General features: G+C 63.9%; 17 protein-coding genes and 1 pseudogene. 4 read left to right on the top strand and 14 right to left on the bottom strand.

What is annotated here, in order from left to right; genetic code table 11:
• The 10 genes from CFB41_RS02065 to CFB41_RS02020 all read right to left on the bottom strand — a co-directional run bounded on the left by CFB41_RS02065 (position 1) and on the right by CFB41_RS02020 (position 13,491).
• The gene (locus CFB41_RS02065) at positions 1 to 2,679 is read right to left on the bottom strand and encodes a type VI secretion system Vgr family protein (protein WP_089455490.1); all 2,679 of its coding nucleotides are present in this window, start codon (positions 2,677 to 2,679) and stop codon (positions 1 to 3) included.
• Between the two features lie 121 nt (positions 2,680 to 2,800).
• The gene (gene tssA / locus CFB41_RS02060) at positions 2,801 to 3,922 is read right to left on the bottom strand and encodes a type VI secretion system protein TssA (RefSeq protein WP_089439100.1); all 1,122 of its coding nucleotides are present in this window, start codon (positions 3,920 to 3,922) and stop codon (positions 2,801 to 2,803) included.
• Between the two features lie 42 nt (positions 3,923 to 3,964).
• Positions 3,965 to 6,634, bottom strand: a complete 2,670-nt coding sequence (tssH, locus tag CFB41_RS02055) for a type VI secretion system ATPase TssH (RefSeq protein WP_089455489.1) — start codon at positions 6,632 to 6,634, stop codon at positions 3,965 to 3,967.
• Between the two features lie 50 nt (positions 6,635 to 6,684).
• The gene (gene tssG, locus CFB41_RS02050) at positions 6,685 to 7,785 is read right to left on the bottom strand and encodes a type VI secretion system baseplate subunit TssG (RefSeq protein ID WP_089455488.1); all 1,101 of its coding nucleotides are present in this window, start codon (positions 7,783 to 7,785) and stop codon (positions 6,685 to 6,687) included.
• Positions 7,749 to 9,584, bottom strand: coding sequence for a type VI secretion system baseplate subunit TssF (gene tssF / locus CFB41_RS02045; RefSeq protein WP_089455487.1), 1,836 nt, complete (start codon positions 9,582 to 9,584; stop codon positions 7,749 to 7,751). The genes tssG and tssF overlap by 37 nt, the downstream gene beginning before the upstream one ends.
• A gap of 77 nt (positions 9,585 to 9,661) precedes the next feature.
• The gene (tssE, locus tag CFB41_RS02040) at positions 9,662 to 10,147 is read right to left on the bottom strand and encodes a type VI secretion system baseplate subunit TssE (protein ID WP_006477092.1); all 486 of its coding nucleotides are present in this window, start codon (positions 10,145 to 10,147) and stop codon (positions 9,662 to 9,664) included.
• Between the two features lie 63 nt (positions 10,148 to 10,210).
• Complete coding sequence (locus CFB41_RS02035; RefSeq protein ID WP_006477093.1) at positions 10,211 to 10,714, bottom strand: type VI secretion system tube protein Hcp; 504 nt, start codon at positions 10,712 to 10,714, stop codon at positions 10,211 to 10,213.
• Positions 10,715 to 10,784: 70 nt separating this feature from the next.
• Positions 10,785 to 12,275, bottom strand: a complete 1,491-nt coding sequence (tssC, locus tag CFB41_RS02030) for a type VI secretion system contractile sheath large subunit (protein WP_011350759.1) — start codon at positions 12,273 to 12,275, stop codon at positions 10,785 to 10,787.
• 15 nt (positions 12,276 to 12,290) lie between these two features.
• On the bottom strand, positions 12,291 to 12,806 hold the full coding sequence (tssB, locus tag CFB41_RS02025; RefSeq protein ID WP_027783377.1) for a type VI secretion system contractile sheath small subunit: 516 nt from the start codon (positions 12,804 to 12,806) through the stop codon (positions 12,291 to 12,293).
• Between the two features lie 46 nt (positions 12,807 to 12,852).
• Positions 12,853 to 13,491, bottom strand: coding sequence for a tetratricopeptide repeat protein (locus tag CFB41_RS02020; protein WP_089455486.1), 639 nt, complete (start codon positions 13,489 to 13,491; stop codon positions 12,853 to 12,855).
• Positions 13,492 to 13,865: 374 nt separating this feature from the next.
• On the opposite strand from CFB41_RS02020, the gene tssJ reads away from it, so the two are divergent.
• The 3 genes from tssJ (at position 13,866) to icmH (ending at position 16,706) form a co-directional block, all read left to right on the top strand.
• Positions 13,866 to 14,477, top strand: coding sequence for a type VI secretion system lipoprotein TssJ (gene tssJ, locus CFB41_RS02015; RefSeq protein WP_089439097.1), 612 nt, complete (start codon positions 13,866 to 13,868; stop codon positions 14,475 to 14,477).
• A gap of 103 nt (positions 14,478 to 14,580) precedes the next feature.
• Positions 14,581 to 15,927 carry a type VI secretion system baseplate subunit TssK gene (gene tssK / locus CFB41_RS02010; protein ID WP_039352024.1) on the top strand — a complete coding sequence of 449 codons (1,347 nt, stop codon included), beginning with the start codon at positions 14,581 to 14,583 and terminating at the stop codon, positions 15,925 to 15,927.
• The gene (icmH, locus tag CFB41_RS02005) at positions 15,924 to 16,706 is read left to right on the top strand and encodes a type IVB secretion system protein IcmH/DotU (protein WP_089455485.1); all 783 of its coding nucleotides are present in this window, start codon (positions 15,924 to 15,926) and stop codon (positions 16,704 to 16,706) included. Before tssK ends, icmH begins: the two co-directional genes overlap by 4 nt.
• An 87-nt stretch (positions 16,707 to 16,793) precedes the next feature.
• On the opposite strand, the gene CFB41_RS02000 is transcribed toward icmH, so the two are convergent.
• Complete coding sequence (locus CFB41_RS02000; RefSeq protein WP_089455484.1) at positions 16,794 to 17,111, bottom strand: hypothetical protein; 318 nt, start codon at positions 17,109 to 17,111, stop codon at positions 16,794 to 16,796.
• Positions 17,112 to 17,391: 280 nt separating this feature from the next.
• On the opposite strand from CFB41_RS02000, the pseudogene CFB41_RS01995 reads away from it, so the two are divergent.
• A pseudogene (locus CFB41_RS01995) lies at positions 17,392 to 17,618 on the top strand (transposase domain-containing protein); the annotation flags it as partial.
• 3 nt (positions 17,619 to 17,621) lie between these two features.
• Here the strand turns inward: CFB41_RS01995 and CFB41_RS01990 are convergent.
• The 3 genes from CFB41_RS01990 to CFB41_RS01985 form a co-directional block, all read right to left on the bottom strand.
• Positions 17,622 to 18,872, bottom strand: coding sequence for an IS256 family transposase (locus CFB41_RS01990; protein WP_089455483.1), 1,251 nt, complete (start codon positions 18,870 to 18,872; stop codon positions 17,622 to 17,624).
• A 130-nt stretch (positions 18,873 to 19,002) separates the two neighbouring features.
• The gene (locus CFB41_RS37130) at positions 19,003 to 19,428 is read right to left on the bottom strand and encodes a hypothetical protein (protein WP_143330790.1); all 426 of its coding nucleotides are present in this window, start codon (positions 19,426 to 19,428) and stop codon (positions 19,003 to 19,005) included.
• Positions 19,425 to 24,023 carry an RHS repeat-associated core domain-containing protein gene (locus CFB41_RS01985; protein WP_256940832.1) on the bottom strand — a complete coding sequence of 1,533 codons (4,599 nt, stop codon included), beginning with the start codon at positions 24,021 to 24,023 and terminating at the stop codon, positions 19,425 to 19,427. Before CFB41_RS01985 ends, CFB41_RS37130 begins: the two co-directional genes overlap by 4 nt.
• Positions 24,024 to 24,029 lie beyond the last annotated feature (6 nt).

Below are 24,029 nucleotides of genomic sequence, written 5' to 3'. Positions count from 1 at the left end.
TCACTCTCCCGTCCGTTTGACCTGGCTCGCAACGAACTCGTCAAAATCGATGTTCTTCAATTCCGCCCGGCCTTCCGCGTCGAGCGCGACGCTATGTTCGGTCCCGTCCTCGGTCGCGAACTTGATCGGCTCCCCGTGCGGCACGTTGCCGTCGGCGTCGACATAGCGAATCCGCATGTCCGCCTTGCGGCCTTCGGCCTTGAACGTCTTGTGCATGCTCGTCGGCCCGCTGAATGCATGCTGCCCGCCCTTCACGTCGATCTGGCCCGGTGCGTGGATCTCGATGTTGCCGTCCTTGATCCGGACATACGCGCCGCCCGCCGTCAGCAGGATCTCCTGCTTCGCGACGCCTTCGATCGATGCCGTCGCGGATAACACCTTGATCGCCTTCTGCGCAATCATCTCGACGTTGTCGCTGTGTGCCTGAATCTCGACCGGCCCCTTGCCGGCAAAGAGCTTCATGCCCGCGTTCTGCACGAACAGGCTGAGCTTGTCCTTGACGCTCGCCACCAGCGACTTGCCGCTCGCGAGATGCGTGCTTTGACCGCTGACAAGGTTCACGTGCCGGTCCGCTGCCACGTGCGCGCTCTGCTGCGACGACACGCCGATCCCCGCCGGGCTCGCGAACAGCATCACCGGCTCCTTGAACGCATTCGCATCACCCGTCCCGCCGCCCGACGTCCTGCCGCCCGACGATGCCCCCGTCACGCTGTTCTTCGTCGCATCGGCGAACTGCTTCAATGCGTCGTGACCGGGGCCGAGGCTTTCGGCCTGATGCATTTCACTGGCCTGCGACATCGCTTCCAGTAGCCCGTCTGCATCGGTGAGTTGGTCCCGCGCCTCGCTCGCATCGAGCGGCTGGCTATTCGCCGCTTTCGGATGCGTCGTGACGTACAGCCCCTGCCCGGCACGCACGGCACCATACGCATCGGTGCGCAAGTCGAACCCCGAGCCGAGATACGCACCCCGCGTGTTGCCGTTCTGCTCGATCAGGTAGCCGAGATGCAATAGCGAATTCGCACTGCTGCTGAACAGGCGTGCACGGTTCTGGCCGGTCGCGTCGTCGAGCACCATCTCGTTGTGCCCCGACCCCGCGTACTCCTTCGACCGGAAGCCCGACAGGATGCCGTCGCTATGCCACTGCGGCTTGGTTGCCCCGTTGTAGACGCGATGCATGACGATCGGCCGGTCGCAGTCCCCACCGATGTAACCGATCAGCACTTCCTCGCCGACCCGCGGAATATGGACGGCGCCGTAGCCGCCGCCGGTATCCGACTGCACGACACGCATCCAGCACGATGCGGTTTCGGTGCCCCCGTTCTGCCGGTCCCAGACGAACATGACCTTGATGCGGTTCAGCTCGTCCGTATACACCTCTTCGCCCTTCGGCCCGACGACGACGGCCGTCTCGAGCTGCATCACGGGCTTCTTGTGTTCGAACGGGCTGCGATACGGCACCGCCGCGCGTTGCGCTTCGACCTCGACGAGATAGAACCCGGCCGAACCGTCGTCATGGCCCACTTCGAACGCGGCCGCCGCACCGTGCCCGGCTTTCGCCTGCGCAAGCCGCGCCTGCAGGCTGTGCGGGAAGTTCGCTTCGTGGTCCGAGATCGGCAGGTTGTTCTCGATGTACCGCGACACCTTCAAGGCCGCAAATTCCCGGTCCTGCGCCGAATCGCGGTCGTGCTCGGGATGGTCCGCCAGCGTGAAGCGCCGCCCCGCGTCGATCCCCCGCACGCCGCCCACGCCGAAGAAGCGTTTCGCGCGCGACTCCCATTCCTCGAGGCGGATCTTCGACAGATGCTCGCCGCGGTCCTGCCCCGCGTACGTGTATGCACCGGTGTATTCGTAGATCTCCGTCTGGCCCGGCAGATCGCCCTGGCCGGCCTTCGTGGGCAACGTCGTGCCGTTCGGATTGCCGGGCGTCGACGGCGATTTGTAATCGAACGTGCGCGTGGTGTGCTGCGAACTCTGCAAGGTGCGCGACGCGGCCCACTGCGTGAATCCGGTGGCTTCGCTCCCGGCTCCCGAGCGGTCGAACCGGACGATATTCGGCGACACTTCGTCGAGCGCGTGCAGGTCGTCGGTGATGACGAGCGTGTGCGCGCCGCCGTCCTCGGCGTGCCGCCAGAACCCGAACAGCCCTTCGTCTTCCATCAGGCGATGCACGAAGTTCCAGTCGGTTTCGCTCTGGCGACAGTAGGACCGCGACGGCAGCGGCTTCGACAGCGCAAACTGATAGCGCCCCTTGGCCTGTGGATGCGTATCGAACACGTCGGCCAATATCGCGTCGACCGGCTTGTCCTGCCAGTACCGCATGTCGTTGCGGAACTTGAGGAAGTGCATCCACGACGCAAAGGTGAGCTGGTAGCCCGACAGGCTGCCGTCCGTGCCGAGCCGGCGCGCCGTATGGACGTAGCCGTTGATCGGGAGATACGACCGGTCCACCTGCTGGATCCACAGCGTCATCGGCTGCGCGATCAGCGTCTTGAGCTCGACGTCGCTCGCGGTGGACACGAGATCGAGCGTCACGCTGAAATCGCGCCCCAGTTCGGAACGGGTCATGGCCCGGCGCGGTACGAGCGCATGGTCCGGCAGCGACGGGATGTCCGTCTTCAGCAGGCGATCCTGCTGAATCAGGCCACCGCGAATCGCCTGCGCCAGTTCTGTCATGTTCATGCGTCACTCATCTTCTTGTTTGCCGCGGACCCGCCCAGGTCCACGCTCTCAGGAAAGAGCCCTTCTCTCACCGCACGACGGCGTCCGGGCACGCGTCACGCGCGCCGCCACCCCATCGTCTTCACGACTGCTCGTCCGGCCTCACGCCCAGCAACTCACGAATATGCGACAGCGAGCCGTCGTCCTTCACGACGCTCTCGAGCCACTTGTGCAGCGGCATGTCGGCCCATTCGGCGGCCTTGTCCGCGAGATACGCGACCGGGCTGTGCGGCTCGGTCTGGCGGAAGTAACGGGCGACCGCGCGCAACTGGTCGACGGCCTGCGCACGGTTCTGGATGCCGGCGATCATCTGCGTCACCGGGGCGCGCGGAACGGGCTGCGGCTGCACGTGAGTCTCCTCCGTCTGGATCGGGTTGCCGAACACCGGCTCGATGCGCTCGGGCTGCGCCTGCTGTGCCGCCTGCGTGTGCGGCGCGCTGCCCGTATAGCCCTGCTCGCGCGCAAAGCGCTCGGCGAGCCGGTACACGGTCTCGAACGCGTCGCGCGCCTGCCGGAAGCTCGGCGCCGAATCGCCCGCGCGCTCGACGAGCCGTTCCTCGAACGCATCGAGCGCGAACTCGAACGCCTTCAGGTTCGCGAGCAACGCGGTGTAGAACGCGATCGACGTCACGCGCCGCGACGAATCGATCTGCTCGATCGACGGCTTGCCGCGCGCGATGTCGTCCGCGTGTTCGGGGTCGCGCTTGATGGCCTGCGCGACGTGCTGCGCCACTTCCCAGTCGAGCGTGCTGAACGCATTCGACGCGCCGTCCGTCATCGGCACCGCGCGCAGCAGCTCGGCCGTGCGGCCGGACAACCACGCGACGTTGCCGAGCCGGTGCTCGGTATCGCCGTCCTCGGGCAGCGGGTGCACGGTGTCCCAGAAGTCGCGGCACAGGCCCTCGAGCAGCGCATAGCCTTCGGTGAGGCCGGTGATGCCGTCCTCGAGCGCGAGCGCCTCGGTCAGCCACACGGCGAGCCGCAGGTCCTTCGTGCGCGTGCGCAGCAGCTCGCCCGCATGGTCGACCACGAAGCCCCAGTCGGCCTCCTTGATCTCGGTCACCCACTCGCCCTGGTCGAGCGTCGGATCGTCGTAGCGCCGCGCATCCTGGATCGCGTCGAATTCGTTCGAAAACAGCAGGTCGTCGCCGCTGGGCGACGCATCGCTGATCGGCGTCAGCAGCTCGGGGAGATTGATCGGCATGGTTCGGTCAGTTCATCAAATGCTTGCGTTGCTCGGCCGCGCTCATTCGACGGTGTACGTGAATTCGCCGGCCTCGTCCGCGCGCACCGCGATGCGCGCGATGGCCTCGCCGTCGGCGATCCGGCCGAGCACGTGGCCCGCGATCTCCGGAAGCAGCGTGCCGTTCAGGATGTGGTCGACGTTGCGGGCGCCCGAATCGACCTCGGTGCAGCGCGCGAGCACCGCCTCGACGAGCGACTCGTCCCATTCGAACACGGCCTTGTGGTTCGCCTCGATCCGGCGGCGGATCCGCTCGAGCTTCAGCTCGATGATCTCGGCCAGCACGTCGTCGGAAATCGGGTAGTACGGCACGACCTTCATCCGCCCGAGGAACGCGGGCTTGAAGGTCTTGTACAGCTGCGGGCGCAGCGTCTCGGCGAGCGCGTCCGGATCGGGCAGCTCCTCGGCCGGCTTGTTCAGGCACGCCTGCATCACCGCGGCGGAACCGACGTTCGACGTCAGGATGATCAGCGTGTTGCGGAAGTCGATCTCGCGGCCTTCCGCATCGTCCATTGCACCCTTGTCGAACACCTGGAAGAACATCTCGAGCACGTCGGGGTGCGCCTTCTCGACCTCGTCGAGCAGAACGACGGAATACGGGTTGCGGCGCACGGCCTCGGTCAGCACGCCACCTTCGCCGTAGCCGACGTAGCCCGGCGGCGAGCCCTTCAGGCCCGACACGCTGTGCGCTTCCTGGTACTCGCTCATGTTGATCGTGACCATCTTGCGCTCGCCGCCGTACAGGATGTCGGCCAGCGCGAGCGCCGTCTCGGTCTTGCCGACGCCCGACGGCCCGACGAACATGAACACGCCGCGCGGCTTGTTCGGATCCTCGAGGCTCGCGGTCGCGGTGCGCACGCGCTGCGCGATCGCTTCCAGCGCGTGATCCTGGCCGATCACGCGCGCGGCGAGCAGCGGCTGCAGGTTCATCACGGTGTCGATCTCGTCCTTCACCATCCGGCCAAGCGGAATGCCCGTCCACGCGGCGACGATCTCGGCCACCACGTGGCCGTCGACCTGCAGCGGCACCATCGGCTCGCCGCCCTGCAGTGCGTGCAGCGCCGCGACGCGTTCGGCGAGCGTGTCGCGGGTGGCCTGCACGTCGACCGGCTGGCCGTCTTCCGACGGGCCGCGTGCCTTGTCGAGCGCTTCGCGCAGTTCGGTGATCTCGGCGACGATCGCGCGCTCGGCTTCATAGCGCGCCTCGTCCTTCGCCAGTTGTTCGAGCGCCGTGTCGCGCGTGCCGCGCAGCTCGCCGAGCCGCTCGTCGTGCGACGCGCCGCCCGCTGCCTCGCGCTCCAGCGACGCGATCTCCGCGTCGATCCGCTCGATGCGCTTCTTCGTGTCGTCGATCGCCGCCGGCGTCGCGCTGTGCGCGAGCGCGACCTTCGCGCACGCGGTGTCGAGCACGCTGATCGCCTTGTCCGGCAACTGGCGGCCGCTGATGTAGCGGTGCGACAGGCGCACGGCCTCGGTGATCGCGTCGTCGAGGATCCGCACGTTGAAGTGCTTCTCCATCAGGCCGGACATCCCGCGCAGCATCGCGGCCGCGAGCGGCTCGCTCGGCTCCTCGACCTTCACGACCTGGAAGCGCCGCGCGAGCGCCGCATCCTTCTCGAAGTACTTCTTGTATTCGCTCCACGTCGTCGCGGCGATCGTGCGCAACTCGCCGCGCGCGAGCGCCGGCTTCAGCAGGTTCGCCGCGTCGTTCTGGCCAGCCTGGCCGCCCGCGCCGATGATCGTGTGCGCCTCGTCGATGAACAGGATGATCGGATGCGCGCTCTTCTTCACCTCGTCGATCACGCTCTTCAGGCGGTTCTCGAACTCGCCCTTCACGCTCGCGCCGGCCTGCAGCAGCCCCATGTCGAGCACGTGCAGCGCGACGCCGCGCAGCGGCGGCGGCACGTCGTCGGCCGCGATGCGCAGCGCGAGCCCCTCGACGACCGCCGTTTTGCCGACGCCGGCCTCGCCGGTCATGATCGGGTTGTTCTGGCGGCGGCGCATCAGGATGTCGATCGCCTGGCGGATCTCGGCTTCGCGGCCGATCACCGGGTCGATCTTGCCGTCGCGTGCGCGCTGCGTGAGGTTGGTCGTGTACGTGTCGAGCGCGGGCGTCTTCGACGGGCCGGCCGCAGGGGCGAAGCCGTCGGCGGCCGGCGCGACGTCGCTGCCTTCGTCGTCCGCCTGACGCGGTTCGGCTTCGCTCGAGCCGGCCATGATCTCGTCGAACTTGTGCTTCAGGTCCGTCACGTTCATTTCCGCGAACTGCGACGACATCCGCTGCGCGAACTGCGCGAGATCGGGCGCGGTCAGCAGCGCGAGCAGCAGGTGCCCCGAACGGATGCGGCCGAGCTGCGAGTCGAGCGACGCGATCAGCCAGGCCTGTTCGAACAGCGCGATCAGGTGCACGGAGAACACCGGCGTGCGCGTATTGCCCGTCTTCAGGCGCGTCAGTTCGCGCTCGAGATCGGCGTGCAGCGCGTGCGGATCGACGCGGCTCGCGCGCAGGGCGAGCGGCAGGTCGCCCGTCGCTTCGTCGAGCAACGCGAGGAACAGGTGCTCGAGATCGACCTCGTAGTGGCCGCGCGCCAGGCACGCGCTCGCCGCACGCTCGGTCGCGTGGCGGCACAGCGGGTTCAGTTTCGTGATCAGGGTCTTCAGAGGCGTGCTCATGGCGTCGATCTCAGTCTCAGGTTCGATTGCGTGTTTGTTGTCGTTCGGAATCAGTGAATCACGTGCAGTTCATAGCGTGCGTCGGAGCGGTCCGCTATCGCGTCGCGCGTGCAGAGGAACGCGTCCCAGCCGAGCCGCGAGCCCGCGCCGAGCACGCTCGCGCCGACTTCGGTGCGCTTGAGCACGAGCTTCACTTCGTATTCGAGCGTGACGCCGGCGAGCAGCGTCAGCATCCGCTCCAGTGCGATGGCGTGCGCGCCGCCGGGCAGGAACGCCTCGTAGTCGCGCTTGGACAGCGGGCCGACGACGATCCGCGCGCGCATGTCGCGCTGCCACACGCGTTCGCCGACGAGCGCCGTCGCGCCGAGCACCGCGTTGACTTCGCCGAGCACGCTCAGTTGGTCGGGCGGCACGTCGTACCACTTGCCGACGAACTGGTCGATCTTCACCGGCACGCGGAAATAGTCGGACAGCGTGCGCTGCAGGTAGGCGGCCGACATCGGCCGGTGCCGCGCGGCGAGCGCATAGCCGGCCACGGCCTCGTCGAGCACGCCGCCCACGCCGGCCGCGAGGCTGTCGCGCACCTCGTCGCTCGGCACGCCCGCGATCGCGAGCAGCAGCGGCAGATAGCGTTCGTCACGATCGAGCTCGTAATGGAACGGCAGCCGGTATTTCTTCCACGCGGCGTAGAACAGCGCGGTCGCGCGGTTCGAGAACACGTCGAAGAACGCGCGCGCCGCATGGTCGCGCTTCAGGTGCTCGCGCGCGACGATCTGCTCGGTGTAATGCAGCGGCAGCGCGCCTTGCCCGCCGAGCAGCCCGAAGAACGCGGGCGTCAGCTCGACGTGGCCGAGCTCACCGGCCGCGAGCGCGGCGCCGCGCGCCTCGCCCGTGTCGAGGTGGGTGCCGTCGTCATCGAACGAACGCGCGCCTTCGATCTCGCTCGGCGGAAAGCCGAGCGACAACGTATTGCGGAATTCGATGCGCTGCGCGACCACGTCGCCCTGCCGCCACGCGCCGGGCGCGTCCGACGCCTGCCGCGCGAACAGCCCTTCGAGCACGCGCACCGCCTGGAAGAACTCGAAGCGGTGCGGTTCGTCGAGCAGCGCGTCGACTACGCCAGGATCGATTCGCCGGTTCGGGGCTTGCATCGGATGATCTCCTCGCCGGTGCGCTTCGACACGACGACCAATTGAACGAAACTGTTGAGGTGCACGTACAGCCCGAAGAAGCTGTCGAGCACACGCACGAACGAGGCCAGGCTCGCGCCGACGAAGTGTTCCTCGTCGATCGTCAGGCGGATCTCGATGCCGCGCACGAACGTCGCGAACGGCTTGCCGGGCAGCCACTGCACGGCGCCGCGCTGCTCGATACCGGCCAGGCCGTCGATCTGGCGCATCGACACGGCGGTGCGCCGCAGGTCGTACAGCGTCAGCATTTCCTTCAACGGCGCGAGGCCGTGCGCGACCAGCGACACGTGATTGAGCGCGAGGTGCGACACGAGCCGCCAGTGCGCGGCGCGGCCGCGCTCGAAGCGCACGCTCTGCGTCGGGCGGCGCAGCAGCGAAATGCCGCTCGTCTGCGCGCCGCCTTCCTGGAACAGGTCGCCGCCTTCGAGCCCGAACGCGAGCATCGCCGGCAGGTCGCGGTTCGTGCAGGTGAGGTCGAGGCTCAGCGTGTCGGTCTGCGGCGACGTCGGCTCGAAATCGATGTCGACGATCGAGATCTCGGTTTCGTAGCCGGGGCTCTTCTGCGCGACCCAGTCGTTGCGGCGCGCGAACCAGTAATGGCCGATCCGCGCCGATTCGCCGTGATGCAGCGAGTAGAACGGCCGGAACTCGATCACCGACTCCTCGTGCGCCTGCTGCCTCACGAGCTTCACCGAATCGATCGAATATACCTCGTACGCGAACGCGCGCCGCGCCTCGGCGATCACCGGGTAGGACACCGCGCGGTGCGTGATGCGGATCGGTTCGCCGTGCTGGCGGAACAGGTTGACGATCGGCGTGCAGAACAGCCGGAAGTGGCTCGCCGTCAGCAGTTCGAGCAGCCGCGCGACGTGCGAATCGCTGCGCACGTCCTGCAGCACGAGATGCAGCGTCGCGCGCTGGCAGCGGCCGCTCGCGCGCGCGATCGCCGCGATGTCGAAGTCGACGAAATCGAACTTGTCGGGGAACGCGAAGTATTCGGTAAGCAGGCGATACGCGGGATGCGATTTCGCCGGGTAGTCGATCAGCGCGTCGTCCTCGTCGAAGCCGGCGTGTGCGATCGGCAGCTTGCGCAGCGCGGTCCAGCGGCCGTTGCGCTCAGGCTCGACATACGCGCCGAGCACGTTGACGAACAGGCAGTCGGTCAGCGCGGCGACGAACGACTGCTCGCCGTGCAGGTGCGCGCGCAGCGTCGGCAGCTTCAGCGCGCCGAGATCGAGCTGCGCGGCGAGCGATTCGAACGTGATCGAGATCACGCCGGTCGCATTCGACGGCAGCACCGTCGCACTCGGCGCGAGCGCGACCGGCGTAAAGCGTGCTTCCGAGATGCGGATCGGCGCGAGCGTCACGTCATAGGCGGTGCGGAACCGGCACTGCACGCCGCGGATCGGGCGGCTCTTCAGCTCGGTGCCGCGATCGATCACGACCGGTTCGGTCTGCTGGCCGGGCGACGCGGGCGTGAACTGCGCGATCGAGCACGACGGGAACGGCCGCAGGTAGTGCGGATACAGCACTTCCAGCAGCGCTTCGGTAAATTCCGGGTAATCGTCGTCGAGCTTCTTGTTGATGCGCGCGCCGAGCAGCGCGAACGACTCGATCATCCGCTCGACGTGCGGATCCTCGCAATGCTCGCCCGACAGCGCGAGCCGCGCCGCGATCTTCGGATAGCGTTCGGCGAAATCTCGCGAATAGCGCCGCAAAAACGATAATTCGCGCTCGTAATACGGCAGCAATTCTTCCATCGACGACCCCGAACCTCAATATTTCCTGCCGGACCCTGATCCACCACCGGGCGGTCCGGCCCGCTCGGCGGCTTGATTTACTGCATTCTTGCGGCGCGTGCGCGCGTGACCGAATACTGCAGCGTCGAGGGCTGCAGCATCGCGTCGAAACTCACCGGCTCCTCGGCCGGGTGCACGACGAGCAGCGCCTGGATCGCGAAGTAAAGCGCGTTGGTGGCCTGCTCGTTCAGCTCGAACGTCACCTGCACCTGCTGCAGGCGCGGCTCGTGGCGGGCGATGGCCTGCTGGATCGACTTGCAGATGAACGCGCGATCGTAGTGACTCGCCAGGCTCAGCCCCGCGAAATCGTTCAGCCCGTAGGTCAGCACCGACTTCTGGCACTCCGGCAGCGCGGCCAGCTCGTTTTCGGTGTGGGCGATACGGGTGTTGAGGATCGCCTCGACGTCGCGGGCGACCGTGTTCTTGAGCTCGTCCAGCGACAATTGCCGCATCGCTGCCGAGGCCGGCAGGTGCGGTTCGTCGTCGAACAGCTTGTCGAGAAAACTGGGTTCGAATCGTTTCATCGGCCGGGATTCACAGCGAAAACGGCAACGGGGACGCCGAGCGCCCCGTTGCCGCAACCGACCTTAGACCGCGTAGGTCTTGTCGTTCTTCGTCAGACTCCAGGCGCCTTGCGTGTTGCCGCCCTGGTTGCCGCCGATCTTCTGCTGGGTTTGCTTCCACTGCACAGCTGCGTACTTCAGCGAGAACGTCTCGAGCGGCAGACCTTCTTCGCGAACGCTCGGGGCGATGCTCGAGATGATCACGTACTTGAGCTTGACTTCCAGATACTGCACGCGCTTGCCTTCACCGTCAGCGCGCGAGAAATGGACCGTCACCTCGTCGAACGTGGTGCCGCCCGAAGCGTGTTGGTACAGCAGCGGGCTCGACGAATCGATTTCCTTCGTGAAGATCATGTCGCCGTGTTCGCAACGCGTCATCGTGTGACCGCCAGCGGTCGATGCGGTTGCCGAACGCGGCTGAACGATCGAGTGATCCCACGATTTCAGCTCGATCCAGCCCTGGTGGTCCTTGTCCGCGGATTCGCCCTTCACCGCGGGACTACCAAACTGCAAGTGCATATGTAACATGGCCCTTCGACTCCCCAAAGAGGTGGTTTTAACGTCCTACCCAGGCGGCCCGCCCGGGCGATTTACTCGCTTATGAATTTGCCGGTTTGGGCAGATCAGCGACAAGTCGCAGAGAAATCGAGAGTTCGTCGAGCTGAAAGTGCGGGCGCAGGAACGCGACCGAACGATACGAGCCCGGCTTGCCCGGAATCTCCGACACTTGTATGGATGCCTCGCGCAGCGGAAATTGCGCTTTCTGTTCCTGCGAGGCGTTGTCGTCGAGCAGGACGTATTGCGAAATCCACCGGTTGAGGAAAGTCTCCACGTTCTGCGCCGATGCGAAGCTGCCGATCTTGTCCCGCATCATCGCCTTCAGGTAGTGCGCGACGCGCGATACCGAGAAGATGTACTGAAGCTGGGCGGACAGGACGGCGTTCGCATTCGCGCTGTCGGTGCTGTATTTCTTGGGCTTCTGCACCGACTGCGCAGCGAAGAACGCGGCGTAATCTGAGTTCTTGCAATGGACGAGCGGGATGAAGCCGAGGTCGCTCAGCTCCTTCTCGCGGCGATCGGTGATCGCGATTTCGGTCGGGCACTTCAGCGCGACTTCACCGTCGTCGGTCTTGAACGTGTGGGTCGGCAGGTCCTCGACGAGGCCGCCGCCTTCGACGCCGCGGATCGCCGCGCACCAGCCGAAGTCGTCGAATGCGGCCGTCAGGCGCGCAGCGAACGCCCACGCGGCGTTGCACCACAGGTACTTGTCGTGGTCGGTGCCGTCGACGTCCTCGACGAAGTTGAAGTTCTCCGCGGTCTGGCCGTCCTTCGGATTGAACGGCAGGCGGCCGAGGAAGCGCGGCAGCGTCAGGCCGACGTAGCGCGAATCTTCGGCGTCGCGGAACGACTTCCACTTCGCATATTCGACCGTATCGAACACCTTGCCCAGGTCGCGCGGCTTGCCGAGGTCGGAGAACGACTCGAGGCCGAGCAGCTCGGGCGATGCCGACGCGATGAACGGCGCATGCGCGGCCGCCGCGACGTGCGACATCTGCTCGATGAAGTACATGTCTTCCGGCTGGCGCGAGATCTCGTAATCGCCGATCAGCGCACCGAACGGCGAGCCGCCGAACGTGCCGAATTCCTCTTCGTAGACCTTCTTGAACAGCGCGCTCTGGTCGAATTCGCTCGCGCCCTTGAAATCGCGCACGAGGTCGCGCTTCGGTGCGTGCAGCGCCTTGATCTTGATCGTCTGGCCGGTGTTGCTTTCCTTGACCAGGTAGTCCATCCCGCGCCACGTGCTTTCGAGGCGCTGGAATTCCGGCGCGTGCATCACCGCGGAAAGCTGCGTGGAAATCAGGCGGTCGAGTTCCGCGACGCGCGCGTCGATCGTGGCCGACAGGTTGTCCGACACGATCACCGTGCCGTCGAGCACCTGGTGCACGAGTTCGCCGATCAGGTCCTTCGCTCGCGCATGCTCGGAATCGGATTTCGCGACCTTGCTCTTCTCGACGATGTCGTCGAGCAGCGAAGTCCCGGCGGCGTAGTCCGCGCCGCTCGCTTGGGCCGCAGCCGTTTGCTGGTTCATCTCAACACTCCGTCGTCATTCGCCGTCTTTGTCGCTGCCCGTGCCCTTCGCGAGCTCCTGCAGCTGCTGCGTGTTCTTCAGCACCTCGGACAGCAGATCCTCGAGCTTGTCGTTGCCGGCGAGCTTGTTGCGCAGGTCGGCGAGCTTCGAGCGCGCCTCGAGCAGGCGGCGCAGCGGCTCGACCTGTTCGACGACTTCGTCCGGGCTGAAATCCGACAGCGAACGGAACTTCAGGTCGACCGCGAACTTGCCGCCTTCCGGGCTCAGGCGGTTTTCCACCTGGAACGCGGCACGCGGCTCGATCGCCTTCATCACGTCGTCGAAATTGTCGCGATCGATGTTGACGAATTTACGGTCGCGCAGCTTCGGCTGCTCGATTTCGGACTGGCCCGCCAGATCGCCGACGACCCCGACGACGAACGGCAGTTCCTTCACCTCGATCGCGTCGCCCTTCTCGACCTCGTAGGTCAATTGGACGCGCGGCGGCCGTATTTTCTGCAAGCTTTTCTGAATGCTTTCTTTCTTGGCCATCTCGACGGCTCCCAGGTTAGTTGTGGTTATCGCGTCAGTTTTGCGGTCAGTTGCGCAGTGCGCCGAACGGGTCACCGCCCTTCGCCCCGCCGCCCGACGACGTGTTGGTCGGCGGCGGCGCGACGTTGGTTTCGGCGGTCTGCGTCTGCGCCTTCTTCGTATGGACGACCGTACGACCCTTCTTGACTCGGCCCGTGGCGCGGGGCGTTGTTTCCGGCGGGAACAGCGCCGATTCGCCCAGCGTATCGCGCAGCTGCTTCGCAAGCGCCTGCGCATCCGACTTCGCGTCACCCGCGAGCGACGAATCCTGGCGCAGCTCGCCGAGCGACTGCGTCGCGATCCGCAGGCCGGCCACGGCCAGCACGCTCTTCGCCTGACGGTCGGTCGCGTCGCGCTGCAGCGCTTCCTGCGCGGCGACGATTGCCTGACCGTAATGGTTCTGGGCGAACTGGATTTGCGCGATGCGCGACCACGGCTCTTCGCGCGTCGGATCCGACTTCGCGAGCTGCTGGTACAGGCCGAGGGCCTTGTCCTGATCCCCTGCCTTCGCAACTGCATCCGCATCCGCCAGCGACTTGTTGAACACGTCGGCGGTCGGCGGCGCGGGAGGCTGGCTCGCACAACCGGCGATCACGCCGCAAGCCACTACTACCCCAGACAGTTTTGCGAAGAGACGGTCTTTCATCGTTATATCCACCGGCGCGTGAGTTTTAAATCGTTGAGAATCTGGTTCTTTTGCTTTGCAAGAAGCGCGCGGGTATAGTACCGATCAATTTTTCATAATTCAATCGTCGTGTGAAGAGTAATTCCTTTTAAAACCGGGCGCTACCCCCTCCAATGGCCTCTCGCAGCGGGCTCGCAGCGATTTTTCTTTCGGCCGGAACGGGCAAGTTTTACTGGTTTCGCGACGCGCCGCCCGGACGGCGGAAAAATTTTCCGGGCGCCTGCCTCGACGCGGGCGTGCTTAATAGTTGAACAGTGCAATGCCGGGGATACGCGGCGAACGCGGAAATACCCGGCAGATTTGACAGGGATAAAAGGCAGCCCGCCGGAAATACGATGAGATCGTTGATGATTCGCTACGCGCTGCCACTGGTTGCCTGCGCCCTTCTGGCCGGATGCGCGGCCGCCCCGCTGCTCGGCTCGGCCGCGAGCGCCGTGATGTCCGCGGCCGGCATCGGCAAGCCCGAGGTGCCCGACGCGCAGAAGCCGCCGCGCAACCTCGGCATCACCCTCGCCGCCGCGCCGAACCTGAATGCCGCGACCGACCACAAGCCGCTCGCGCTCGTCGTGCGGCTCTATACGCTGAAGGACCCGACGTCGTTCCAGCAGGCGCCGTTCGACGCATTCACGGATCCGACCAAGGAAAAGGCCGCATTGGGCGCGGATCTGCTCAACGTGCGTGAAATCACGCTGATTCCGGGCCAGCGCTATACGGCGACCGAGAAGGTTTCGCGCGAAGCGCAGGCATTCGGCGTCGTCGCGCTGTTCCGCGATCCCGCACTCCAACGATGGAAACTGACGTTCGACCCGGTGAAGTCGGAGAAATCCGGCATAATCATCGGCCTGCATAATTGCGCGATGACGGTCACCGACGGCACTGTCATCGCACCGCAACAGGGTGCGCCTTCACAACCGCTGAATTTGCTTTCTTCGGTCTCCTGCGGTTAAACAATGACGCACGAATGTCAATTAACAAGAGTTAACAATTGGCGATTTAATTCGGGCACGAACAAATCGATTACATCGCAACGCGACATTAACCGGATTTGACATGAGTTATTCGGCCAAGGTGCTGTGGGGGGAAGGGCTGTTCCTCCGGCCTCAACACTTTCAGCGACAGGACGCGTACCACGAAGCGCGCCTGTTCGAATCGATCCAGGCGATCCAGCCGTACAACTGGGGCGTGCGCTCGGTGCGTATCGACCGCGATGCGCTCGGCAGCAATGTGCTGCGGGTGGCCGAGCTTGCGCTCGTGTTCCCGGACGGCGCGCTGTATGCCGCGCCGCAGGCCGACGACCTGCCGCCGCCGATCGCGCTGGACACGCTGCCTGACGGCATCAACGAATTCGTGTTCTATCTCGCGCTGCACCCGCTGCGCGAGAACGGCACCAACTACAGCGACGATCCGGCCGCCGGCTTCATGACGCGCTTCGTCAGCGAGCAGACGAGCGTCGGCGACAACTTCACCGACGCCGCCGAAGCCGACATCACGTTCCTGAAGACGCAGGTCAAGCTGATCGCGCACAGCGAACCGCGCGACCAGCTGCTGTCGGTGCCGCTCGTGCGCGTGCGCCGCACCGCGACGTCCGGTTTCGAGATCGACGACAGCTTCGTGCCGCCGTGCCTCGCGATCGACGCGTCGCCGATCCTCCACCAGCGGCTGCGCCAGCTCGTCGACGCGCTGCAGGCGAAGGTGAACGCGCTGTACGGCTTCCACCGCGAGCCGTCGAAGAACATCATCGAATTCCGCTCGGGCGACATCGCGTCGTTCTGGCTGCTGCACACCGCGAACGCCGCGTTCGCGACGCTCGCGCACCTGCACCAGCACTCGGCGCTGCACCCCGAGCGGCTGTTCCAGGAACTGCTGCGCCTCGCAGGCCAGCTGATGACGTTCTCGAAGGGCTATACGCTGGCTGATTTGCCGGTGTACCGCCATGACGACCCGGGCCCGAGCTTCGCGCGTCTCGACCTGATGCTGCGCGAACTGCTCGACACCGTGATCTCGACGCGCTACTTCGCGATCACGCTCGACGAGGTGCGCCCGTCGTTCCACCTCGGCCGCCTCGATTCCGGCAAGATCGACGACAAGACCGAGTTCTACCTGGCGGTGTCCGCGGACATGCCGAGCGTCGAGCTCGTCGATGCAGTGCCGGCCCGCTTCAAGGTCGGCGCGCCCGACGACGTCGACAAGCTCGTGCTGTCGGCGATGCCCGGCGTGCGGCTCTCGTACACGCCGCAGGTGCCGCCCGCGATTCCGGTGCGCCCCGGCGCATGCTACTTCGCGCTCGATTCGCGTAGCCCGCTGTACGAACGCATGCTGCAGGCCCAGTCCGCGATGATCTACGCGCCGACTGGCATCAATGACCTGAAATTCGAACTGATCGCGGTCACATCATGAGCTACGCGCCTTCCCTGTTCGGCGACAACGCGCCGGCACCCCTGCATACGCCGGCGTCGACCGACGCCTCGTTCCAGGCCCGTTCGCTGCTCGACCTGCTGTACGACGGGTTCTTCATGCTGTTCCTGCTCAAGAACGGGCGGGAGCCGGAGAGCGCGGGCGAGTTCGGCACGCGCATCCAGGAATTCCTGTCGGACTTCGAGCGCGGCGCGAAGAAGCTGAATATCGCCGCTGAAGACGTGTACGGCGCGAAGTTCGCGTTCTGCGCGGCGATCGACGAGATGGTGCTGTCGTCGCAGTTCAAGATCCGCACGGAGTGGGAACGCCGGCCGCTGCAGCTCGTGCTGTTCGGCGAGCAGCTCGCGGGCGAGAAGTTCTTCCAGTATCTCGAGGATTGTCGCGCGCAGGGTGCGGCGCGGCTGCAGTCGCTCGAGGTGTTTCATATGTGCCTGCTGCTCGGGTTCCAGGGGAAGTATCTGCTCGAGGGGCCGGAGAAGCTGGCTTATCTCACCGCGCGGCTGGGCGACGAGATCGCGCATATGAAGGGCAAGCGGGCCGCGTTTGCGCCGCATTGGCCGCTGCCCGATCAGATCGCGCATCGACTCAAGCGTGAAGTGCCGGTTTGGGCGATCGGGGCGGTTTTTGCGCTGGTTGCGCTGCTTGGGTATCTCGGGCTGAATACGTATCTGAAGGACAAGACGCTGCAAGCGTTGGCGCCTTATTCCCAAGTCATCAAGGTCGGGCCGGAGTCGGCTAATTTGACGATTTCGTTGCCTTGAGGGGTGGGCGTCGTTCGGACGTTGACGCTGCATGAAAAAGGACCGCTTGGCGGTCCTTTTTTACTGTGGCGCACGGCACATGCCTCGTCAGAGCAGAATGAACTCGTCGTTGTCGACGTAGTACACGAATGCGTCGAATAATTGCGCGACGCTCGGTTCGTCGACTTGGTCGTGTGCGTTGATCACGATGTCCTCGATCGTCGCGCTGTTCAGTGTGACGCGCCAGCCGGGGTGCGGTGCGGTGGCGGGTGGCGTGTCGACTTCGGCTTGATGGCCGTCTTCGATGAATGCGCCCTCGGTATCGAGCGCCCATGGCATCGACGGCAGGCAGAGCCATCCGGAGAAGTCGCCGGGATGTTCGAGGATTTGTTTCAGCGACGCGGTGGTCGTGATGGTGTTCGACATGGGTATTGCGGTGGTAACTGGGCTGAAGTCAATGCGCCGGAGCCGCGATGAGGCAATTGCACGAGCGTGCGTTGCGCCGCGGCCCTCGTATCGGCGAGCCGTGATTATGCCAATTCCCGGTCCGTGAGACTGGCCGACGCCTGATTGGCCGCCCGTCGACCCCAAGGCAAGTCAGTCGAAACGCGGCCGGCCTGAAGTGGCCGGGAACATGACGGTTGGTGCCAGGTGTGTGCGCAAACCTGTCCGGACTTGTGTGGGCGAGGCGGTTGTCCACGCGGGCGTTGCCCTGGGCCGACGAAACTACCTGTTCGCCGGCGCGGATTCCCGCGGTGAACGTGCGGCCGCGATTTACAGCCTGATCGGCACGGCCAAGCTCAATGGTATCGATCCCGAGACGTACCTGCGTATGTCCTGGCGCGCATCGCGGATCACCCGGTCAACCGAATCGACGAACTGCTGCCCTGGGCGGCGGGGAGTGTCAGAATTTCCGTGTTCAAGGCGGGTTGAGATTCATACGGATGGTCGAACGAATCGATCCTCGTAGAGGATAGCGAACTGGTTCATCGCCGTCTTCCAATCATGAGCCGCACGCCCCCAATCGGCAGTGATGTTGCGCAGTGCCAGCCAGATGAGCTTGGTGGCAGCCTCGTCGGTCGGGAAGTGTCCTCGGGTCTTGATGATCTTGCGCAGCTGCGAGTTGATGTTCTCGATGGCGTTCGTAGTGTAGATAACCTTGCGAACCGCCGGCGGAAACGCGAAGAATGGAATCACACGATCCCAGGCGTTGCGCCACGCCGCGCTGACCGTCGGGAATCTCTGGCCCCATGGCCCGTTGGCAAAGGCATCGAGTTCTGCCTGAGCCGCTTCGGCGCTCGGCGCGGTGTAGATCGGGCGAATCACGGCGGCTAATCCTCGACGGTCTTTCCAACTGGCGTAATCGAGACTGTTGCGGATCAGGTGAACGATGCAGGTTTGCAGCGTGGTCGCCGGAAATACGGCGGCCAGCGCCTCGGGCATGCCTTTGAGGCCATCGGTCACGGCGATCAGGATGTCGTGGACGCCACGCGTTTTGAGGTCGTTGAACACCTTCATCCAGAACTTGGCGCCTTCGGTGCCTTCGATCCACAAACCCAGAATATCGCGCGTGCCGTCGGGCAGAACGCCCAGTGCAAGGTAGATCGCCTTGTTGCGGACCACGGCGTCTTCGCGAATCTTGACCCGCAGCGCATCGAAGAACACCACCGGATACATCGGTTCGAGCGGCCGTGCTTGCCAGGCGGTCACTTCGGCCATGACCTCGTCGGTGACCGAGCTGATGAAATCGGGCGAAACCTCGGTGCCGTATTGCTCCTGCAATAATCCCTGGATCTCGCGCACGGTCATGCCCCGGGCGTACATGGCGACGATCTTGTCGTCGAAGCCCGTGAAGCGTCTATCATGTTTGGGAATCAGCAGCGGTTCAAAGCTGCCGTCGCGGTCGCGAGGCACCTCGATACGGATCGGGCCGTCCTCGGTCAGGACTGTCTTGGCGCCCGTGCCATTGCGCTGGTTGGTCACGGCGCTCGGCTTGGCAGCGCCTGGCGGGTAGCCGAGATGGTGACTCATCTCGCCGCCCAGCGCCCGCTCGATCAGCGCCTTCTTGAGGGCCAGCGTCGCGGCATTGATCGCGTCTGCGGTCATCGGGCCGTTGCCGAATTGCTCAAGTAACTCGGCGGGAATGGCCGGCAGGTCTACCGGCTTGGCTTTCGGTTTGCGAGGCATACATCCTCCTTCGGAGCATCATATGCCTTGAACACGAAATTACTGACAGGCCCATTGGCTAACTCTCTACCCGCGAGAATGCCCCCGTCGGCATTGATAAAGCCTTTAAGCACGGGAGGCGTACCCCTTACTATTTTAATTTCGAAGCCACTCTTACGACGCAATCAGATACGTTCGCGTCGCAAGCCCAAACAGCCCATTCAGTACTATCAAATCCATCGAGTACCATCTCATATCCGCGAAAGTCCCTCCTTTCCACCCGCTCGCGGGAAACCGGATTTTGAAGCATGGTCGCAACTATTTGGCAATCGATCGTCTGATCCAACGCGCGAGCAAAGTCGTTCAACTCAGCCCAAGTCATGGCGACACCATTTTCCGAAGAGCGTACCTCTTCTTCAAAAGAGACCATGGTTTGGCCGCCGGGGGCACAACCGATACCGTAAAAATCAAGCACATACCAAGTCCATTCGCTACCTGGAACAACTGATAGCAGTTCTTCGAGCGAGATCTTGGAGCCGTCTGACCGACTCATCGGAAACGAGCGCATTTGCATCATGGCATCTCCATAGGGACCGCGGGCCCGTGCTGTCGTGTTCCTCCCGTCGGATTGGGAAGCCAATTGTGCTGATGTGGGCACGGGTGGTTTTGGGGGCGGCCGTGATCAGTGAAATCTATGTCGCGCGTGGGAACAAGATTCCCGTTTGCATCGTGACCCCATTCTCGTGCCTGGTTGTACGCACCTCGACGTCCGTCTCTCCTACCCAATTGCGTGTGAGGCGCGTCTACGTCCGGCACGGGATTGCCGTGATTGTCGCGAGGTAGCGACCTATCAGTCCAGAACGTACCAGGACAAGGACACTTACATGTCAGTCCAAGCGGGTCAACCCACTGTATCGGATTGGGCCCGTATTGATAAACATTGACGCCACCAGCGAGCCCAATCGGATCCTTCGACACGAACCGCCCACTGTTCGGATCGTAGTACCGATACCGGTTATAGTGCAGCCCCGTTTCATCATCAAATTGCTGCCCCTGGAACCGCAACAGATTCCGCGGCACGATCCCCGCCGCCTTCGACGCCCGCGCGATCACCTCCCGCGCTTCCCCCCAAGCCTTATACGACGCCTCCCACACCACATCGCCTTCATCATCCGTCAGCAATTGCGGCGTGCCGATCTGGTCGCAGTGGTAATAGAACGCGTGCGCCTCACCCACCCGTTCCGGCAACCGTTGCAACGGATCGTCTTCCGGTACATAGCGATCGGTCTCACGGCGTGACGGCGTCTCGAACCCGTCTACCGATGCACTTACGTATTGCACCATCGGCACGAACGAACCCGCTTCGTAAAGGTAATGCGTGCTGCCCTGCTCCCCGCTCTCATACGCCAGCGTGTCGCCATCCCACCCGAACACCGTGCGCTCGCCGTTCACCTCTTTCGCAATCCGACGGCCCAGCGCATCGTAGTAGTACCGCGACTCGCTCCTGCGAGCGACCTCGTCAACCGTCGCTGCAGTCATCCGATTGAACGCGTTCCACTCGTAACGCTGCTCACCCGCTGGCGATCTGCGATGAACGAGATTGCCGCGCGCGTCGTACGCGAAATGCTCCCCCGCGTATTGCTTCAACAAGTTGCCCAACACCTTGGGCACTTCCGCGGGGAACGTGCTCTCCGTAGCACGTACCGGACTCGGCCGGCTCTCCGTGCGAGGCGCTTCAACACGTGCCGGGTCGATGATATTGCTCGCCGGATCGAACGCGAACCGCTCCTTGCCCGCCGGACCAATCGACTCCAGCAACCGTCCGACCGGATCGTAACGATAGTCCGTCAACCCTCTGCGATTGTCTTCAATCTGCACGAGCTGGCCGGCCGCGTCGTAGCGATACCGGCGCTCTGCCAGCGGCGCAGGTGCATTCGCACGCTGTACCGTGCGCTGCGCCAACCTGCCTGCGCGATCGTATGCAGTGTGTTGATCGATCTTGCTCGGCAGGGTACGCAATGTTTCCCGATGCAGATCATCGCGCTCGATCTGAACGAGTTCCTTGCCGTCCAGCATCAGCCCGTGGACGTGTCCCGAGCCATACGTGAGCCAATCGACGGCATGGCCGTCCGGCCTGACCGTTCTGATTCGGTTACCGATTTCGTCGTACTGGTGATGCCACACGAAGCTCCGGCTCGCGCCGAACAGGTCGTAAGCGTGATGCTCGCGCACCAGATTGCCGACGGGGTCAAAGAACCGTTGAACGCGGCTATATCGATTGCTGGCCTCGATCAATCGTCCCAACGGATCGTAGGCGAAACGCTCCGCCTCTTCGCCGACCGAACGGCCATCAAGCCGTCCACCGCGATCGTGGGACATCGTCATGACTTGTCCCGCCTCGTCGACCGACTCGAGACGGCTGCTCGCCTCGTCATACGAATAGCGCGTGGCCTTCCCGTCGAAATCGATCTCCTCGATCAATCGGCCTGTTGCGTCATAGCGGAACGTGTAATTCGCGTGATTCTGGTCGGTCAGCCCGACGATCCGCCCGAGCCGGTCATAGCGATACGACAGCGATTGTCCCAATGCATCGGTGCGGATATTGATACGCCCGCTCGCGTCGTATCCGTAACGCGTGTTGCGGTTCAGCGGATCGATATGCGTCAGCAGACGCCCTTCCGCGTCGTAGCTCAACTGCTCGCGCCCCGCCGGCGACACGACTTCGATCAACTGGCCATTCGCGCCATAACGGTATGCCGTTACCCCACCCTCGGCATCTTTCGCTTCCGAGAGGCGACCCTGAGCGTCATACGCCCACTGCGATGTCTTGCCCGAGCAGTCGGTATAGCTGATCAACTGGCCGACGTCGTCATACTTCAGCGCTTTTACGCCCCCCTTGGCATCCTTGATCCGGGTAAGCAGCCCTCGCTCGTCGTACGCATACTCGGTCTTGTGGCCGAGCGGATCGACCTCCGCAACCATGTTCCCCGCATCGTCATATTCACGCAGCCACGGGTGCCCAAGCGGATCGGTCACGCGGACGAGTTGGTCCTTCTGGTCATACGCCATCTCGACCACGCTGCCGTCGGTACGTTGATGGCGGACGAAGTTGCCGCGCGCATCGTATTCCATGCGCTCAACGGTACCGTCGCGATGGATGTACTGAACGAGTTTGTCGTTCGCATCCCGGTACATCCACTCTTCGCTACCGTCCGGATGAATCACACGGAACGAATAACCCTTGCTGTCGTAGTAGTGGTGCGTGACATTGCCAAGCGCATCGGTCACGCTGACCATCCGGAAGTCCGGATGCCACGCGAGGCGAACCTCATCGCTGCCGTCATCGGCGTATTCGCGGAAGCATTTTGCCTTCGGCCCGTCACCGTTCCACTCGAGGTTCACACCTCGACCGGTGCGATCGGTATATCGCGTCACGAGGTGATGTCGATAACGGTATTCGCGGCGATTACCGTAGCGATCCGTCGCCCCGATCAAGTCGTTCTCGTCGTCGTACTCATAGTTCGCAAGCGTGCCGACGTATTCGCCTTGTGCGTCATGATGAGTGACGCCAACGATCCGCCCTCGCATGTCATGTCGGAACGCAACCTGAACGTGCGGTGCAATCAGGCGATGCAACCGCCCTTCCGCATCGTAGTCGAGCGTCACCTGATTGCCGGCGCGGTCCTTGACGAATGCGAGACGGAACACGTTACCGTGCCGCTCGTACGCTTCGAGCAACACATGCCCGCGCGTCACGGTCAGCCACTGCTCGTCCAGCCGCAACAACGTTTGCCCCTCGGAAAGATCATCATGCGCACTTCCGACGCGGAGCAGCGGGTATTCGATACTTCGTCCGGCGGCGTCGTGATAGACGAGCTTTTCTGAGGCAATATCGAAACGAGTCGTATACGGCGTAATCCAGCGTGCGCCCAGTTCGCCATGCTCGTCGTTCGCGTCGAAGAACGATCGATAGGTACGCGCCCAGACAATGGGCAACGGCCCGTCGATCGTGAAATCTTCGTGATTGATCTGCTCGTCGCCGAGCGCGAATCCGATTGAATTCAGGGTGGCGGCAGGTGGCGTCTTCACCGGGGTATGTGTCAGGCAGCAATTCGGCCCCGGATGATGCGCTTCAGTGGTTTTTTGAACCTCGTCAATTCGATGCTGCGCACGCGTCTCATTGACCTTCGCCGTCGTGTGTTCCTGAATCCCCGTCGTCTGCGGCTTCGGATTGCGCTTGTGCCAGCTCCGCATGCCGTCTTCACCGATCGTGATGATCCACCCGATCTTGCCCGCATCGTTCCCATCGAGCTCGCGAATGCACTTCTGAACCGTCGGAATCCGCTTGTAGATATCGTCAGCGAAGAGCTGCAGCTTCTTCGTCGAATTCGGGTCGATCAAATCGGCGGCCGAGGTCACCGTGTTGATAGCGATCTTCCCCTCGACCTTGCGGATATCCGAGAGGAATCCCCCGATATTGTCGAGAACCTTCCTGCCGTCATACGCAACGATAGCCGCCCCGACACCCTTCAGATGCGACCCGGCCGACTTCACGTTGTGCCCGACTTCGTACTTTTTCCCCGCCGCGTGGGCGAACACGTCGGCAATAGCCTTCATCAGATCGCCGATGAATTTGGCGCAGTGGTCGAGCAGTTCCTTCAGCCCATCACGTATCACCTTCAGGAATTTCTCGATCTCGCCCGCGTAACGCTCCTGCACGTTCGCCACCATCGCCGAGATGATCGAATCGCGCAGCGCCAGCATGGCAGCCTCCCCCGCTGCCTTGCCGCTCTCGACGACCTTCTGTCGAATCAGCTTCAGCACCGGCCGCGCGCCGAGCCGAAGCTCGGCGGTGGCCGGCGGCAGCGGCACGACCCCGATCAGGTCGAGACCGAGGTTGACCCAGTCGAACATGTCGATCGGTTTGTCGCCATGCTCGATCATCGCCTTGATATCGAGCACCGCATCGACTGCCGCAAAGATATTGGCCAGGACCGGCACGTTCTCCGCGACCGTCTTCAGCCGGCCGACGTTGACGACGCCGCCGCTGACCTTGATCAGCCACTTGTCGAATGAATCGATGCCGGCTTGTACGTCGGCCTCCGTGATCTTCATGATCGGAGACACGAACACGTCGGTAGGTTTGGGTTGAAGGACGCCCGCAGTGGTCATGATTTT

Origin of the sequence: Burkholderia sp. AU33803, from assembly GCF_002223095.1 — a bacterium.
Classification (GTDB): domain Bacteria; phylum Pseudomonadota; class Gammaproteobacteria; order Burkholderiales; family Burkholderiaceae; genus Burkholderia.
The sequence above is the reverse complement of the archived record's forward strand: the minus strand, read 5'-3'. Positions and strand labels throughout refer to the sequence as shown.